Origin of the sequence: Faecalibacterium sp. An77, assembly GCF_002161315.1 — a bacterium.
GTDB lineage: Bacteria > Bacillota > Clostridia > Oscillospirales > Ruminococcaceae > Faecalibacterium.
This window is the reverse complement of sequence record NZ_NFHK01000010.1, coordinates 32,171-47,416: the sequence shown is the minus strand read 5'-3', so window position 1 is coordinate 47,416 and position 15,246 is coordinate 32,171. Positions and strand designations below refer to the sequence as shown.

The 15,246-nt window shown below is 62.8% G+C and carries 12 protein-coding genes; 2 read left to right on the top strand and 10 right to left on the bottom strand.

The features are described 5' to 3' along the window. Window positions 1-89: 89 nt before the first annotated feature. The 4 genes from B5G28_RS05425 to B5G28_RS05410 form a co-directional block, all read right to left on the bottom strand. On the bottom strand, window positions 90-632 hold the full coding sequence (locus B5G28_RS05425) for a DUF308 domain-containing protein (RefSeq protein ID WP_087246704.1): 543 nt from the start codon (window positions 630-632) through the stop codon (window positions 90-92). Beyond that, entirely contained in the window at window positions 629-2,455 is a 1,827-nt protein-coding gene (ftsH, locus tag B5G28_RS05420) for an ATP-dependent zinc metalloprotease FtsH (protein WP_087246703.1), read from the bottom strand. The genes B5G28_RS05425 and ftsH overlap by 4 nt, the downstream gene beginning before the upstream one ends. 162 nt (window positions 2,456-2,617) lie before the next feature. Next, on the bottom strand, window positions 2,618-4,411 hold the full coding sequence (locus B5G28_RS05415) for an ABC transporter ATP-binding protein (protein ID WP_087246702.1): 1,794 nt from the start codon (window positions 4,409-4,411) through the stop codon (window positions 2,618-2,620). After that, window positions 4,408-6,162 (bottom strand): ABC transporter ATP-binding protein, encoded by a 1,755-nt coding sequence (locus B5G28_RS05410; RefSeq protein ID WP_343215543.1) that lies wholly within the window; start codon window positions 6,160-6,162, stop codon window positions 4,408-4,410. The genes B5G28_RS05415 and B5G28_RS05410 overlap by 4 nt, the downstream gene beginning before the upstream one ends. Before the next feature lie 334 nt (window positions 6,163-6,496). Here B5G28_RS05410 and B5G28_RS05405 point away from each other — a divergent pair, with 334 nt between their 5' ends. Together B5G28_RS05405 and dnaK are read left to right on the top strand one after the other, a co-directional pair. Continuing rightward, window positions 6,497-7,654 (top strand): SseB family protein, encoded by a 1,158-nt coding sequence (locus B5G28_RS05405; RefSeq protein WP_158099583.1) that lies wholly within the window; start codon window positions 6,497-6,499, stop codon window positions 7,652-7,654. 104 nt (window positions 7,655-7,758) lie between these two features. After that, a complete protein-coding gene (gene dnaK, locus B5G28_RS05400; protein WP_087246700.1) occupies window positions 7,759-9,579 on the top strand; it encodes a molecular chaperone DnaK in 1,821 nt (606 codons plus the stop codon). A 156-nt stretch (window positions 9,580-9,735) separates the two neighbouring features. On the opposite strand, the gene B5G28_RS05395 is transcribed toward dnaK, so the two are convergent. The 6 genes from B5G28_RS05395 to metA form a co-directional block, all read right to left on the bottom strand. Beyond that, window positions 9,736-10,506 carry an amino acid ABC transporter ATP-binding protein gene (locus B5G28_RS05395; RefSeq protein ID WP_087246699.1) on the bottom strand — a complete coding sequence of 257 codons (771 nt, stop codon included), beginning with the start codon at window positions 10,504-10,506 and terminating at the stop codon, window positions 9,736-9,738. After that, window positions 10,496-11,206 carry an amino acid ABC transporter permease gene (locus B5G28_RS05390; RefSeq protein WP_242967470.1) on the bottom strand — a complete coding sequence of 237 codons (711 nt, stop codon included), beginning with the start codon at window positions 11,204-11,206 and terminating at the stop codon, window positions 10,496-10,498. The genes B5G28_RS05395 and B5G28_RS05390 overlap by 11 nt, the downstream gene beginning before the upstream one ends. Window positions 11,207-11,389: 183 nt before the next feature. Then, a complete protein-coding gene (locus B5G28_RS05385) occupies window positions 11,390-12,271 on the bottom strand; it encodes a transporter substrate-binding domain-containing protein (RefSeq protein WP_242956764.1) in 882 nt (293 codons plus the stop codon). Between the two features lie 297 nt (window positions 12,272-12,568). Further along, on the bottom strand, window positions 12,569-13,144 hold the full coding sequence (locus B5G28_RS05380; RefSeq protein WP_087246698.1) for a nitroreductase family protein: 576 nt from the start codon (window positions 13,142-13,144) through the stop codon (window positions 12,569-12,571). 30 nt (window positions 13,145-13,174) lie between these two features. Beyond that, window positions 13,175-14,218 carry a P1 family peptidase gene (locus B5G28_RS05375; RefSeq protein WP_087246697.1) on the bottom strand — a complete coding sequence of 348 codons (1,044 nt, stop codon included), beginning with the start codon at window positions 14,216-14,218 and terminating at the stop codon, window positions 13,175-13,177. 69 nt (window positions 14,219-14,287) lie between these two features. Beyond that, complete coding sequence (metA, locus tag B5G28_RS05370) at window positions 14,288-15,211, bottom strand: homoserine O-succinyltransferase (RefSeq protein WP_087246696.1); 924 nt, start codon at window positions 15,209-15,211, stop codon at window positions 14,288-14,290. Window positions 15,212-15,246 lie beyond the last annotated feature (35 nt).

The following is a 15,246-nucleotide window of genomic DNA, read 5'->3' as shown; positions in this document are numbered from 1 at the left end:
AATGACCAGAAAAAACGCCCCTGCTTCCCGAAAGGGAGGCAGGGGTGTTTTGGCAGGAAGGCCCATGAAATGGGCCGGGGAATGGCAATTTACCAGCGGGAGCCCATGTCGGTGAAGGCCATCAGGATGCAGTCAATCCCGAAGGCGATGAGCAGGAACGCCACCAGATACCCCACCGTAAACAGGGCCAGGAAGGGCTGGAACAGCATCATAAAGCCCAGAATCAGCCCCAGGATGTTTACAATCAGGGAGAAATAGTAGTAGAAGGAGCCGCCCAGCAGCCGGATGATGCCCACATGGGTCAAGCGGCTGATGCAGTGGGTGATGAACCACAGGGGGAACAGGAGGGAGACAATGCCCTCCGCGATGCCGGGGTAGGCCAGCAGGGCGATGCCGGTCATGATGCTCAGAATGCCGGACACCAGCGAGATGACCGGCCCAAAGCCGGTGAACCGCTCCTCCTTGATGTAGATGATGATGTCACAGATGCCGGTGACCACGGCGGCGATGCCGTAGAGGACCGCAATGCCGGTGAACATGCTGCGGGGCCGTATAAAGGTGAAGGCACCCAGCAGAATCAGACAGATTCCCATCAGGAACTGGCTCCAGCCAAAACCGGAACGACCTCTCATTGCTGTGCGCCCCCTTCCGCCAGAAGCTGCATGAATTCCTCGCCGGTGATGGTCTCTTTTTCGTACAGGTGCCGGGCCAGACGGTCCAGGGCCTCCCGGTTGTCCGCCAGAATCTTGCGGGCTTTGGCGTGCTGCTGCTTGACCAGGGCCACCACCTTCTGGTCGATGGCCTGCTGGGTCTCGGCGGAACAGGCCAGAGAGGTGTCTCCGCCCAGATACTGGTTGTTCACCGTCTCAAAGGCCACCATATCGAATTCGTCGTTCATGCCGTAGCGGGTGATCATGGCCCGGGCCAGCTTGGTGGCCTGCTCGATGTCGTTGGAAGCGCCGGTGGTGATCTGGCCAAAGACCTCTTCCTCGGCGGCCCGGCCGCCGGTCAGGGTGGCGATCTTGTCCTCCAGCTCCTCCTTGGTCAGCAGGTTCTTGTCGTTCTGCTCCACCTGCATGGTATAGCCCAGCGCACCCGAGGTGCGGGGGATGATGGTGATTTTCTGCACCGGCGCCGAGTGGGACTGTTTGGCCGCCACCAGGGCGTGGCCGATCTCGTGGTAGGCCACCACCTTTTTCTCCTGGTCCGAGAGGATGGCGTTTTTCTTCTGGTAGCCTGCGATGACCACCTCGATGCTCTCCTCCAGGTCGGCCTGGCATACGGTGGTGCGGCCGGCCCGCACCGCCCGCAGGGCGGCTTCGTTGATGATGTTGGCCAGCTCGGCGCCTGAGGTGCCGGCGGCCATCCGGGCGATGGTGTGGAAGTCCACATCCGGCTCGGTCTTGATCTTGCGGGCGTGGACTTTCAGGATGGCTTCGCGGCCGGCCAGGTCGGGCAGCTCCACCGGCACCCGGCGGTCAAACCGGCCGGGCCGGGTCAGGGCGGGGTCCAGGGATTCGGGACGGTTGGTGGCCGCCAGAATGATGACGCCGTTGTTCCCCTCAAAGCCGTCCATCTCGGTCAGCAGCTGGTTGAGGGTCTGCTCCCGCTCGTCGTTGGAACTCAGCTGGCCGTCGCGCTTTTTGCCGATGGCGTCGATCTCGTCGATGAATACAATGCAGGGGGCTTTTTCCTTGGCCTGCTTGAACAGGTCGCGCACCTTGGATGCGCCCATGCCCACAAACATCTCCACGAACTCCGAGCCGGAGATGGAGAAGAAGGGGACCCCGGCCTCGCCGGCTACAGCCTTGGCCAGCATGGTCTTGCCGGTGCCCGGAGGGCCCACCAGCAGGACGCCTTTGGGCATCGAAGCGCCCACGTCGGTGTATTTCTTGGGGTTGTGGAGATAGTCCACGATCTCGGCCAGGTTTTCCTTGGCCTCATCCTCGCCGGCCACATCCGCGAACCGGATGCCGTCCGAGGACTGGACATAGACCCGGGCGTTGCTCTTGCCCATGCCGAAGGACATGGCGTTTTTGCCGCCCATCTGCTCCATCATCTTTTTGCTCATGTACTGCCCCAGGCCGATGAAAATCACCAGCGGCAGCACAAAGGAGAGCAGGAAGCTCAGGATGGGGGAACCCTCGTCCCCCACATCGCTGGCAAAGGTTGCGCCGGACTCGTGGAGCCGTTCGGTGAGGCCCGGGTCGTACATGACGCCGGTCTGATAGATCTTGGAGTCGTCTTTGTTGGTAAAGGTGATCTCGTTGTCGGTGATCTCTACCCGGCCAATGTCCTGCTCCTCGATCATGTCCATGAAGGTGCCGTAATCGACGGTCTCGATCTGCGGCGCCATCAGGAAGGTCGGCACAATCATATTGAACAGAAACAGGATGGCAAGCACCAGCACATAGTAGTAGATCAGAGGCTTTTTGGGACTTTTGACTTCTTTCATACTGCAGTCTCCTCCTCTGGGTGGATTGTACGCTACCGTACAATTTTCTTGACATGCTAAGTGTAGCCCTGTTATGCGGCACAGGCATGTATAAAGTGTTAAAAAAGTGAAAACAAAAGCGCCCCCGCGCCCGGAGGGCGCAGGAGCGCGAAAAAACAGGGATCAGGAGGCGCTGTCGGCCTGGTCCACCCCTTCAAACTGGCTGTTGTACAGCTTGGCATAAAAGCCGTCCTGGGCCAGCAGGGTGTCGTGGGTGCCCTGCTCGATGATCTTGCCGTCCCGCATCACCAGGATGACGTCGGCCTCCCGGATGGTGGACAGCCGGTGGGCCACAATAAAGCTGGTGCGGCCCTGCATCATTTTGGCGAAGGCCTTCTGGATGCGGACCTCGGTGCGGGTGTCGATGGAGCTGGTGGCCTCGTCCAGAATCAGCATGGGGGGCAGGCAGAGCATAACGCGGGCAATGCACAGCAGCTGCTTCTGGCCCTGGCTGATGTTGCCGCCGTTCTCGGCCAGAACGGTGTCGTAGCCCTCGGGCAGGCGGCAGATGAAGCTGTGGGCGTGGGCGGCCTTGGCGGCGGCGATGATTTCCTCGTCGGTGGCGTCGGGCTTGCCGTAGGCGATGTTCTCCCGGACGGTGCCGGCCCGCAGCCAGGTGTCCTGCAGGACCATGCCGTAGCTGCCCCGCAGGGAGGCCCGGGTGGACTGGCGGATGTCGGTGCCGGCCACCGAGATGCTGCCGCCGTCCACGTCATAGAACCGCATCAGCAGGTTGATGAGGGTGGTTTTGCCGCAGCCGGTGGGGCCCACAATGGCGATCCGCTGACCGGGCTGGACGTCCAGGGTGAAATGCTCGATCAGGGGCCGGTCGGGCAGATAGCGGAAGGAGACGTCCTGCAGCTGGACGTGGCCGTCGGGGGTCAGGGTGACGGCGTCTGCCGCCTCGGGGATCTGGTCCTGAGCGTCCAGCAGGTCAAACACCCGGGCCGCACAGGCCAGGGCGTTCTGCAGCTCGGTGACCACGCCCGAAATCTCGTTGAAGGGCTTGGCGTACTGGTTGGCGTAGCTGAGGAAGACGCTCAGCTGGCCGATGGTGATGCCTCCCGCCACGGCGTAGAAGGCGCCCACCAGACCCACGCCGGCATAGACGATGTTGTTGACAAAGCGGGTGGCGGGGTTGGTCAGGCTGGAGAAGAAGGTGGCTTTCAGGCTGACGTCCTGCAGCCGCTGGTTCACCTCGTCAAAGGCGGCCATGCTCTCGTCCTCATGGCCAAAGGCCTGGACCACCTTCTGGCCCTCGATCATCTCGTTGACCAGGGCGGTCTGCTCGCCCCGGACGGCGCTCTGCTGGTGGAAATAGCCGTAGGAGTGCCGGGCGATGAAGCCCGCCACCACCAGGCTCAGGGGGGTAATCAGCACCACCACCAGGGAAATCAGCACATTCTCCCGGAACATGAACAGCAGGGTGCCCAGGATGGTCAGCACGCCGGTGAACAGCTGGGTGAAGCCCATCAGCAGGCCGTCGGCAAAGGTATCCACGTCGGCCACCATCCGGCTGACGATGTCGCCGGAGGGATGGCTGTCCAGATAGGACAGGGGCAGGGACTGGATTTTGTGAATGGCGTCGTTGCGCAGGTCCCGGGTCACCGAGAAGGTGATCTTGTTGTTGCAGACGCTCAGCAGCCACTGGGCCAGGGCGGCCAGCACCATCACCACCAGAATTTGCAGGATGATGCCCCACACCCCCGAGCGGTCCACCTGGCCGGGACCAATCATCAGGTCGATGGCGTCGCCGCACAGCAGAGGAATATACAGCTGGGCCGCCACGCTGACGGCGGCCACCAGCAGGCTGCCCGCCACAAAGAAGCGGTAGGGGCGGATATAGGCCAGCACCCGGCGCATGGCCTCCTGGCTCTCGGCCGAGGACAGAGGACTCTTTTTCTTGGGATTACTCATGCCGGGGCACCCCCTTTCAGCAGTTCGGACGGCTTCTTGAACTGGCTCTCATAGATTTCCTGATAGACAGGGCAGCGCTCCAGCAGTTCGCTGTGGGTGCCGCAGCCCACCATGTGGCCGTCGTCCAGCACCAGAATCCGGTCGGCGTGCTGGAGGCTGGCGGCCCGCTGGCTGACGATAAAGACGGTCATGCTGCCGGGCAGGGCGGCGATGGCCTTCCGGAGGGCGGCGTCGGTGGCAAAATCCAGGGCGCTGGCGCTGTCGTCCAGAATCAGGATGTCGGGTTTGGACACCAGAGCCCGGGCGATGGTCAGGCGCTGGCGCTGGCCGCCCGAGAAGTTCCGGCCGCCCTGCTCCACCGGCTCGTCCAGGCCCAGAGGCTTGGACCGGACGAATTCAGCGGCCTGGGCGGTTTCCAGAGCGGCCCACAGGTCGGCGTCGGTGGCGCTGCGGTTGCCCCAAAGCAGGTTGGAACGGATGGTGCCGGTGAACAGCTGGGCTTTCTGCATGACGATGCCCACCCGGCTGCGGAGCATCTCCCGGGGCCAGGCCGAGGCCGGCCGGCCGAACAGTTCCACTGCGCCGTCGGTGGCGTCGTAAAAGCGGGGGATCAGGTTCACCAGACTGGACTTGCCGGCGCCGGTACCGCCGATGACGCCGATGGTCTCCCCCCGGCGGGCGGTGAAGGTGATGCCGGTGAGGCTGGGTGCGCCGGCTCCGGCGTAGGTCAGGCCCACATGGTCAAAGCGGACGGCGTCCCCGTCGCGGGCGGGAGCCTTGCCGGTGATGACCTGGGGGAAGGCCATGCCGGGTTTGGTGTTCAGGATGGCCTGGACACGGCCCGCGCTGGCCACCGCCTTGCTGATCTGTACAATCAGGTTGGCCAGCTTGACCAGCTCCACCAGGATCTGGTTCATATAGTTCACCAGGGCGATCAGGTCGCCCGAGGCCATCCGGCCCACGTTAATCTCGATGGCGCCGGTGTAGAGCAGGGCCACAATGGCCAGGTTGATGAGCACATAGGTCAGGGGATTGGTCAGGGCGGACAGATGGCCCACCTTGAGCTGGAGGGTGGTCAGGCCGCCGTTGGTCTCCTCAAAGCGCTGGGTCTCGCTGGCCTCCTTGCCAAAGGCACGGATCACCCGGACGCCGGTGAGATTTTCCCGGGTGAGGCCCAGAACCTTGTCCAGCTTGCCCTGTACCTTTTTGTACAGGGGATGGGTGACGGCCATGATGCTGAACACCACCACCGACAGCGCCGGAATGGTCACCACAAAGATCAAGGCCGCCTGGACGTTGACGGTGAAGGCGCAGACCATGGCGCCGATCACCACAAAGGGACTGCGCAAAAACAGGCGCAGGAACATATTCAGGCCGCTCTGCACCAGGTTGATGTCGCTGGTCATCCGGGTGATGAGGGTGCTGGTGCCGATGGTGTCCATCTCGGAGAAGCCCAGAGACTGGATGTGGGCGAACAGGGCGTGACGCAGGGCGGTGGCATAGCCCACCGCCGCCTTGGCGGAGAAATACTGGGCGGTGACGCTGCAGGCCAGGCCCACCAGAGCCAGCAACAGCAGCAGTCCGCACCGCGTCAGGATGTAGCGGGAATCGCCTGCGGCAATGCCCACGTTGACGATGTCGGCCATCACCAGAGGAACCAGCAGGTCAAAGCAGGCCTCCAGCATCTTGAACAGGGGGGCGATGAAGCTCTCCTTTTTGTAGCCGTTCAGATAGACAAGCATCTGTTTCAAATGAATAACGCTCCTTTCCCGGCGCTTTGTCACTGTAATGTGATTGGTTTTGATTTCATTATACCGCTCGGCGGGCGAAATTACCAGATATAAGTCCTGATTTTCGGCAAAAGAGCCAAGACCGCGTTTCAGCTCCCCGGGAACTGGTTGTCGAAAGGGAAAAATCCTGCTATACTAAAGCAAATACAGAAAAAAGCCTTAAACGCCGTCCTTCATGGGCAGAAAAACTGCTCGGGACGGCCCCGGGAAACGCCGGAAGGACGCGGCTCCGCCGCGGGCGTTCCCGGAGGGCGTGCCATCTGCGGCGCGCCGATGGAGAGGCAGGAGGTCACCCATGGCAAGCGGGAAGAAACAGATCCGGTACCGGCCGGTCAAAAACCGGAGAAAAGAGCCTGCGCCGCTGCGGTACAGCCCGGTGTTCACCGGGTGCCCGGCGGTGGAACTGGCCATCCAGCGGCTGTATCAGGCGGGGGACGCCGAGCGGGAAAACCGCTTCTGGGCCCTCATCAAGGGGCTGAACTATGCCCTGCAGATGCAGACCCAGGTGCTGGTGCCGGTTCAGTTGTCCCCCGGCGGGCAGCGGAGCCAGTTCAGCTGGGCGGGCAGTCCCATCCCGGCCCAGCGGGCGGAAGGACTGCCCTTTTGGGTGCTCACCACCCCCAAGGGCCAGAAGATGCTGCCGGTGTTCACCAAGCCGGAGGAGGCGGACGGCAACCCCGCCACGTTGGGCCTGCCGGTGGTGCAGCTGCCCTTCCAGCAGGTGCTGGAGGATGCTCTGGGCCGGGAGGACTGGACCGGCCTGGTGGTGAATCCCTGGGGCAGGTCGGCCGCGCTGGACAAGAGCATCATGCGGGGGCTGGTGTATGCCCGGGGCGGTGAGGATACCCCCGGTGAGGCCGAAACCCGCCGCGGGCAGGAACTGGCCGGCCAGGGCAAATGGGAGGAGGCGGAGCCCCTCTTCGCCACGGCGGCGGCCCTGGATTATCCCGAGGGCATCCGGCGTCTGGCCGAATGCTATGACCGGGGCCTGGGCATCCCCAAAGACCGCCGCAAGGCCCTGAGCCTGTGGAAAAAGGCCGCCGCCCGGGGGGATGTGCTGGCCCAGGTGGCTCTGGGGGACCGGTACGGCGCAGGCACCGCCCGGACCCCGGGGGACCCCGGCAAGGCCCTGATGGCCTACCGCAAGGCCCGGTCCATGGCCGAGATGGATATGGATATCACCAGCTGGCCGGTGGTGTGCCTGCGGCTGGCCCAGACCGAGGCCAGCAGCACCGACACCGACCGGATGGTCCGGCTTCTGGCCGAGGCCATCCACGGGCTGAATCTGCTGTCCCGGGAGGAGAAGGACGAGGCGGTGGAGCGGGAACTGCGCACCGCCGTCCGGGAGATGCAGGCCTATATCCGCAAGACCTACGCCGGCACTGCGGGGCTTCCCGAGCGGATGAAGGAGCTGGAAGCCCAGGTGAACATAGAATCTTTACATTTAAGCTGAAAAACAGCCATATTCACACGCTACAATAAAGGGGAAACAAAGACTGAAATCGGGACGCGCGTTTTGTCCCGACATAGGCATAGAAGGAAAAGAGGATTTCACATATGGGCAAAGTGATCGGGATTGACCTGGGCACCACCAATTCCTGTGTGGCGGTGGTAGAGGGCGGCAAGCCGGTGGTCATCACCAACGCCGAGGGCGAGCGCACCACCCCGTCGGTGGTGGCATTTACCAAGGACGGAGAGCGTCTGGTGGGCGGTGCGGCCAAGCGCCAGCTGGCCACCAACGCAGGCCGGACGGTGTCCAGCATCAAGCGCCGGATGGGCAGTGACTACCGGGTGCATATCGACGGCAAGGACCTGACTCCCCAGGAGATCAGCGCCATGATTCTGTCCAAGCTGCGCCGGGACGCCGAGAGCTATCTGGGCGAGAAGGTCACCGAGGCGGTCATCACGGTGCCGGCCTACTTTGACGACAGCCAGCGCAAGGCCACCCAGGATGCCGGCCGCATTGCGGGCCTCAACGTCCTGCGGATCATCAACGAGCCCACCGCTGCCGCAGTGGCCTATGGCCTGGACAACGAGGCCCCCCAGAAGATTCTGGTCTATGACCTGGGCGGCGGCACCTTCGACGTGTCCATCATTGAGATTGAAGACGGCACCTTCACGGTGCTGGCCACCGGCGGCGATACCCGGCTGGGCGGCGACGACTTTGACGCCCGGATCGTGGACTGGCTGGTGCAGGAGTTCAAAAAGACCGACCGCATCGACCTGACCCGGGACCCCGCCGCCATGGGCCGCCTGAAAGAGGAGGCCGAAAAGGCCAAGAAGGAGCTGTCCAGCGCCCCCTCGGCCCAGATCAATCTGCCCTTTATCGCGGTGGGCAAGGATGGTCCCCATCACATCGACGCCACCCTGACCCGCCCCCAGTTTGAGATGATGACCAGCGACCTGCTGGCCCGCACCATCGAGCCGGTGAACAACGCCCTGCGGGATGCAGGACTGTCGGCCTCCGATCTGGGCCGGGTCCTGCTGGTGGGCGGCAGCACCCGGATGCCGGCGGTGACCCGCCAGGTGAAGGAGCTGCTGGGGATGGAGCCCAGCCATACCCTCAACCCCGACGAGTGCGTGGCCATGGGCGCCGCCATTCAGGGCGGCCTGCTGCAGGGCGGCGGCAAGCTGGCCGGCGCCACCGGTGCGGCAGCGCAGGGCCTGGTCCTGATGGACGTCACCCCCCTGACCCTATCCATTGAGACCCTGGGCGGCATCGCCACCCCCCTCATCACCCGCAACAGCATGATTCCCACCCGCAAGAGCCAGATTTTCACCACCGCCCGTCCCATGCAGACCTCGGTGGAAATCAACGTCCTGCAGGGAGAGCGCCGCTTTGCCAAGGACAACAAGTCTCTGGGCAAGTTCAAGCTGGGCGGCATCCGGGCCGGGTTCTCCTCCAAGCCCCAGATCGAGGTGACCTTTGACATCGACGTCAACGGCGTGGTGAAGGTCTCGGCCAAGGATCTGGGCACCGGCCGGGAACAGAACATCACCATCACCGGTTCCACCAACCTGTCCGAGAGCGAAATCCAGCGGGCCATGGCGGACGCCGCCGCCTATGAGGCGGAGGACAGCCGCCGGAAGGGCCGTCTGGAGCTCCACAACCAGGCCGAGATTCTGGCCTATAAGGTGGACGAGGCCCTCTCCAAGTGCAAAAAGGAGATCGACAAAGAGGAAAAGAACCGGATCAAGGCGGATCTGGCCGCCCTGCGCAAGAGCATCCGCAAGGATCACCCCGAGAAGATGAACGACGCCGAGGAGGCCGCCCTCCGCCAGGCCAAGGAAACCCTGGAGGCCAGCGCCAGCCATCTGATGATCCTCTACACCCAGGAGACCGGCGCAGACGCCGGCTCGGAAAACAGCAACCTGTAATGTTTCACCCTTCCCCGGCAGCCTGTGGAAAACATGGGCTGCCGGTTTTTTGCTGGATGGGAAGGGGAGAACCTTTCAAGTATCTTCGTCAGAAATAACCCAACAAAAAAACGGCAGGCAGTGCACGGGGCACCGTCTGCCGGGTTTTTATTGCAATCAGAGCATTTTGGACAGGAATGCTTTCAGCCGGGGGTTCTTGGGGTTGGAGAACAGCTCCTCAGGGGGCTCGTCCTCCTGGATGGTTCCCTCGTCAATGAAGATCACCCGGTTGGACACCTCACGGGCAAAGCCCATCTCGTGGGTGACCACCAGCATGGTGATGCCGGTGTGGGCCAGCTCCTTCATCAGGGCCAGAACCTCGCCCACCATCTCGGGGTCCAGGGCCGAGGTGGGCTCGTCGAACAGGATCACGTCGGGGTCCATGGCCAGGGCCCGGGCGATGGCGATGCGCTGCTGCTGGCCGCCGGACAGGCTGGCGGGGTAGACGTCGGCTTTGTCCGACAGGCCCACGCGGGCCAGCAGTTCCTCCGCCTTTTGGGCGGCTTCCTCCCTGGACTTCAGCTTCAGGAGGGTGGGGGCCATGCAGAGGTTTTCCTTCACCGTCATGTGGGGGAACAGGTTGAAGTGCTGGAACACCATCCCCATCTTCTGGCGCAGCTTGTCGATATGGTCCTCGTTGACCTCGATGCCCTCAAACTTGATGACGCCGCCGGTGGGCTTTTCCAGCCGGTTCAGGCACCGCAGAAAGGTGGATTTGCCGCAGCCCGAGGGGCCGATCAGGCAGACCACGTCGCCGCGGTAGATGTCAATGTCAATCCCTTTCAGGACGTCCAGGGTGGGGGTCAGGCCCTTGTAACCCCGCTTTTTCTCGCCGCCGTAGGTCTTTTTCAGCCCGCGGACTTCGATGATTTTTTCTTTAGCGGTCACTGCGTGCCAGCCTCCCTTCCATATAATTCAGCAGTTTCTCCAGGCAGAGCACCAGCACCAGATAGATCACAGCCACCGAGATATAGGGGAAGAAGGCGCTGTAGGTGCGGCTGCGGACGATGTCGCCGGCCTTGGTCAAGTCCTGCAGGGCGATGTAGCCGCTGATGGAGGTCTCCTTCAGCAGGACGATGACCTCGTTGCCCAGGGCGGGCAGGACGTTCTTGACCGCCTGGGGCAGGATGATTTTCCAGGTGGCCTGGGTGTAGTTCAGGCCCAGGCTGCGGGCGGCCTCCATCTGTCCCGGAGGGATGCTCATGATGCCGCTGCGGAAAATCTCGGCCACATAGGCGCCGCTGTTGATGCCGAAGGCCAGGATGGCCACCGGCATCTTGTCGATCTTCACCGAGCCGAAGATGACAAAGTACATGATCAGCAGCTGGATCATGGTGGGGGTGCCGCGGATGACGGTCAGATAGACCTTGGCCAGGGCGTTCAGGATCCGCAGATGACCGGTCTGGTCATAGGTGGTGCGGATGTAGGCCAGAATGAAACCCAGCACAACGCCCAGAGCCGCCGCCGCAAAGGCGACAATCAGGGTGGTTTTCAAACCGTTCAGAAACAGCAGATAACGCTGCTCTGTGATAAAAGTGGCGGTAAACTCGCTGACAAGCTCCGCCCACAGGTTTTGGAACATGGACATGGAATCCTCCTTGCAGGGCAGACGGGGTGGAACAAATATGCACAGATTTTGAATTTTTATGCATATATACATAAAGAGAAGGGACAGAGCCAGGATTCGCGCCCGGGCTCTGTCCTCCGCATCTCTTATAAAACCACAAAAATTGCAGTTTGTAAAGAGTTTTTCTCTTTTTTTAGAGATCGCTTACTTCAGCACGATGATGGCCTGTGCAGCGGTGCAGTAGGTATCGGTGAAGTCGATCTGCTCCTGGCGCTCCTCGGTGATGGTCATGCCGGCCATGCCGAAGTCAGCCTTGCCGCTGTTGACGGCAGCGATGATGGAGTCGAACTCCATGTCCTCGATCTGCAGCTCGTAGCCCAGCTTGTCGCACAGAGCCTTGCCGAACTCAGCGTCGATGCCCACAATCTCGCCGTTCTCGATGTACTCATAGGGCTCGAAGGCGGCGTTGGTAGCCATGACCAGGGTGCCGTTGGGGTACTCGGTGCCTTCGGGAGTGGTGTAGCCCTCGGCGCCCTCCACCTTGGCGATGTACTTGTCCAGGATGGCGTCCAGAGTGCCGTCCTCCTTCAGCTCAGCGATGGCGGTGTTGAAAGCCTCGGTCAGGTCGGGGTTCTCCTTGCTGACGGCGATGGCGTAGCTCTCCTCAGCGAAAGCGGTGTCCAGGGTGGTCAGCTGATCGGGGTTGGCCTCGACGAAGTTCTTGGCCACCTGGTCGTCGATGCAGACGGCGTCGATCTTGTTGGTCAGCAGAGCCTGCACAGCGTCAGCGCCCTTGTTGTACTGCTCGACGCTGGCGATGCCCAGCTTGTCCTCGCCCTCGCCCACTTCTTCGCTCATCAGCAGGTCGCCGGTGGTGCCCAGCTGGACGCCCACGACCTTGCCGGCCAGGTCGTCCAGGGTCTGGATGGCCTGGGTGGAGGAAGCAGCAGAGTCAGCGGCGGAAGCAGCGCTGCTGGCGGTGCTGGAAGCGGCGGTGGAAGAGCTGGAGCTGGAGCAGGCGGTCAGAGCCATAGCGGCGGAAATACCGGCAGCCACCAGGAAGCTGCGGCGAGAAATCTTCTTCATATTCATACACTCCTCTTATCTTGCAAAAAACAAATTCAGGCAGGGGCGGGCGACCCGCCCATAGGCCGCAAACACACGATGCGGCGTTTAGTCGGGAATCCTCCCGACGACAACCAGTAGTATAGTTTGTACAAATTGAAAAGTCAAGCCTTGTGCAGAAAACACGAGTGATTTGAAACCAATTTGAGATAACTTATACGCAAATCGACCTGAATCGTCGTATATATGCAAATTACTTCGGGGCCCCTTCCAGCAAAAAGCCCCCGCCTGAAAAGGCGGAGGCCAAAACCAGGGGGTTTACAGATAGCGGGCGATTTCCTCGGCGCTGCGCTTGGGGACGCAGTAGTCCCGGTTGTCGTCCAGGTAATATTTGACGCCGGTGGCCACCGTCAGGGGAACGACCCGGGCGTCGTGGGTGGGATAGCCCAGGGCCACCATGGTGTGGAGCTTTTCAGTCTCAGACAGGCCCAGCAGCTGGGTCAGGCGGGGACGGTCGATGGCCCCCATGATGCAGCTGCCCACCCCCTTGGCCCAGGCGGCCAGGGTCAGGTTGGCCAGAGCGATGCCGGTGTCGGTGTCCAGGTCCCCGGGAATGGTGGTGTCCTGCACCACCGCCACAAACAGGGTGGGCAGCTCCTCCGGCTTGGGGGTGCCCTGCTCGGGAGGCAGATAGGCGGCCCACTTCACCAGGGGCTGGATGCGGGCCACGTCCTCGGGCTTGGCGGCGATGACCAGCCGGACAGCCTGCCGGTTGGCCCCGCAGGAGGACAGGCGCACCGCCTCAATCATGTCGGCGATGACGTCGGCCGGCACCGGCTTTTGGGCAAAACGGCGGTAGGTGCGGCGGGTGGCGAGAAGTTCCATGATGTCCATTTCAGCGTTCTCCTTTCCGGATGATGGGGGTTAGTCGGGCCGGCCCTGCAGCAGGTCGGCCAGGCTGCGGACGGTGAGGCCGTTCCGGCCGGTGACGGTTTCGGCGTGGAGCAGAGAGGACAGGACGCTCTCCTCCACGCACTCGGCGGCGGCGCGGAACAGGAGATCCATTTTGTTTTCTGCCGCTGCCCGCAGAGGCACCAGGTCGCTCTGGGGGTAGTGGGAAATGCGGTTGCCGGTGGAGAAGGCGATGACAATTTCGCCGCTGCCGTTGCCGCAGTAGGAGCCGGTGCGGCTCAGGCCCACAATGGCACGGCGGGCGATCCGGCCCAGCTGCCGCTCGGACAGGGGAACGTCGGTGGCCAGCACCGTGATGATGGAGCCCTTGTCCTCGTGGGGCGGCACCTGGGCGGCCTGTTCCAGACGCTGGGCCACCGGCACCCCTGCCACTATCAGGTCGTCGAACTTGGCGTGGTTGGACAGCACCAGCGCGCCCATGTGGTAGGTCTGGCCGTCCAGTTCCACCGCCCGGGAGGAGGAGCCGATGCCTCCTTTCAGGCCGTGGCACCGCATCCCGCGGCCGGCGCCCACGGCGCCCTCGGCAAAGTCGGCGCGGCAGTCGGCCAGGGCCGCAAGGGCGTCCGCCTCGGTGACGTGAAGGCCCCGGATGTCGTTCAGGCCGCTGTCGTTGCACTCGCACACCACCGGGTTGATGCTGCCGGTGGTCTCGCAGATGTCGGGGCAGCGGTCCAGCATGTACTTCACCAGGGCGGTGGCGGCGGTGCCCACGCTCAGGGTGTTGGTGAACAGGATAGGGGTTTCCAGGGTGCCCAGCTCGTCAATCTGCACCAGGCCGATGGTCTTGCCGAAGCCGTTGATGACATGGGACGCCGCCAGGACCTTTTCGTGGAAGGTGTCCCCGGGATGGGGCAGCAGGGCGGTAACGCCGGTCTGGACGTCGCCCCGGGCCAGGGTGCAGTGGCCCACCGTCACCCCGGGCACGTCGCTGATTTTGTTGAGGGGGCCGTGGGGCAGACTGCCCACCCGGAACCCCCAGCGGAATTCGATACCCATAGAGAAAACCTCCTGAAAAAACAGGGCCCTGTCGTGGGGCGGTCTGCCTCGACGGGGCCCTGTGAAAGATCAGACGCTGTCCAGCTTGTCCAGGTCGTAGGGTGTGTTCTGATAGACGTAGTAGTTCAGCCAGTTGGAATAGAGCAGGTGCGCATGGGCCCGCCAGCGGAAGATGGGGGGCTGGCTGGGGTCGTCGTTGGGATAGTAGTTCTTGGGGGGCGCAATGGGCAGCCCCTTGGCTACATCCCGGCGGTACTCGGCGTCCAGGGTCAGCTGGTCGTACTCGGGGTGGCCGGTGACAAAAATCTGACGGCCGTTCTCGGTGCTCAACAGGAAGGGCCCTGCCTCGTCGCTGGAGGCCAGCACCCGGAGGGCCGGGCAGCTCTTTACGTCCTCCACGCAGATGCCGGTGTGACGGCTGTGGGGGGCGTAGAACACCTCGTCAAAGCCCCGCACCAGCGGGTTTGCTGGCCGGGTGACCCGGTGGGGGAAGATGCCGAACATCTTGGCGGGCAGCAGCTCCTTGCGGACGCCGTAGTGGTAGTACAGACCGGCCTGGGCGCCCCAGCAGACATGGAGGGTGGAGTAGACGTTGGTCTTGGAGTACTCCATGATCTCGCACAGCTCGGGCCAGTAGTCCACCTCCTCAAAGGGAATGGTCTCCACCGGCGCGCCGGTGATGATCATGCCGTCGAAGCGGCGGTTCCGCACCTCGTCGAAGGTTTTGTAAAAGGCCTCCAGATGGGCGGCCGACACGTGGGTGGCGGCGTGGCTGGCGGTCTGCAGCAGGGTCATGTGGACCTGCAGAGGGCTGTTGGCCAGCAGCCGGGCGATCTGGGTCTCGGTGGCGATCTTGGTGGGCATCAGGTTGAGGATCGCGATTTCCAGAGGCCGGATGTGCTGGGAGAGGGCCCGTTCCCGGTGCATGACAAAGATATTCTCAGCGTACAGGGCATCGTAGGCTGGCAGAGTCTTGGGGATAATCAGCGGCATGGGGGCGGGCCTCCTTCAAACAATTTCATGGAATA

What these genes read in the sequence shown, in the direction of transcription:
- B5G28_RS05390 (WP_242967470.1), bottom strand. Translation starts at nt 11,206, where the DNA reads ATGTCCATGTTCCAAAACCTGTGGGCGGAGCTTGTCAGCGAGTTTACC.
- dnaK (WP_087246700.1), top strand. Translation starts at nt 7,759, where the DNA reads ATGGGCAAAGTGATCGGGATTGACCTGGGCACCACCAATTCCTGTGTG.
- B5G28_RS05415 (WP_087246702.1), bottom strand. Translation starts at nt 4,411, where the DNA reads ATGAGTAATCCCAAGAAAAAGAGTCCTCTGTCCTCGGCCGAGAGCCAG.
- B5G28_RS05385 (WP_242956764.1), bottom strand. Translation starts at nt 12,271, where the DNA reads ATGAAGAAGATTTCTCGCCGCAGCTTCCTGGTGGCTGCCGGTATTTCC.
- metA (WP_087246696.1), bottom strand. Translation starts at nt 15,211, where the DNA reads ATGCCGCTGATTATCCCCAAGACTCTGCCAGCCTACGATGCCCTGTAC.
- B5G28_RS05375 (WP_087246697.1), bottom strand. Translation starts at nt 14,218, where the DNA reads ATGGGTATCGAATTCCGCTGGGGGTTCCGGGTGGGCAGTCTGCCCCAC.
- B5G28_RS05405 (WP_158099583.1), top strand. Translation starts at nt 6,497, where the DNA reads ATGGCAAGCGGGAAGAAACAGATCCGGTACCGGCCGGTCAAAAACCGG.
- B5G28_RS05380 (WP_087246698.1), bottom strand. Translation starts at nt 13,144, where the DNA reads ATGGACATCATGGAACTTCTCGCCACCCGCCGCACCTACCGCCGTTTT.
- ftsH (WP_087246703.1), bottom strand. Translation starts at nt 2,455, where the DNA reads ATGAAAGAAGTCAAAAGTCCCAAAAAGCCTCTGATCTACTACTATGTG.
- B5G28_RS05425 (WP_087246704.1), bottom strand. Translation starts at nt 632, where the DNA reads ATGAGAGGTCGTTCCGGTTTTGGCTGGAGCCAGTTCCTGATGGGAATC.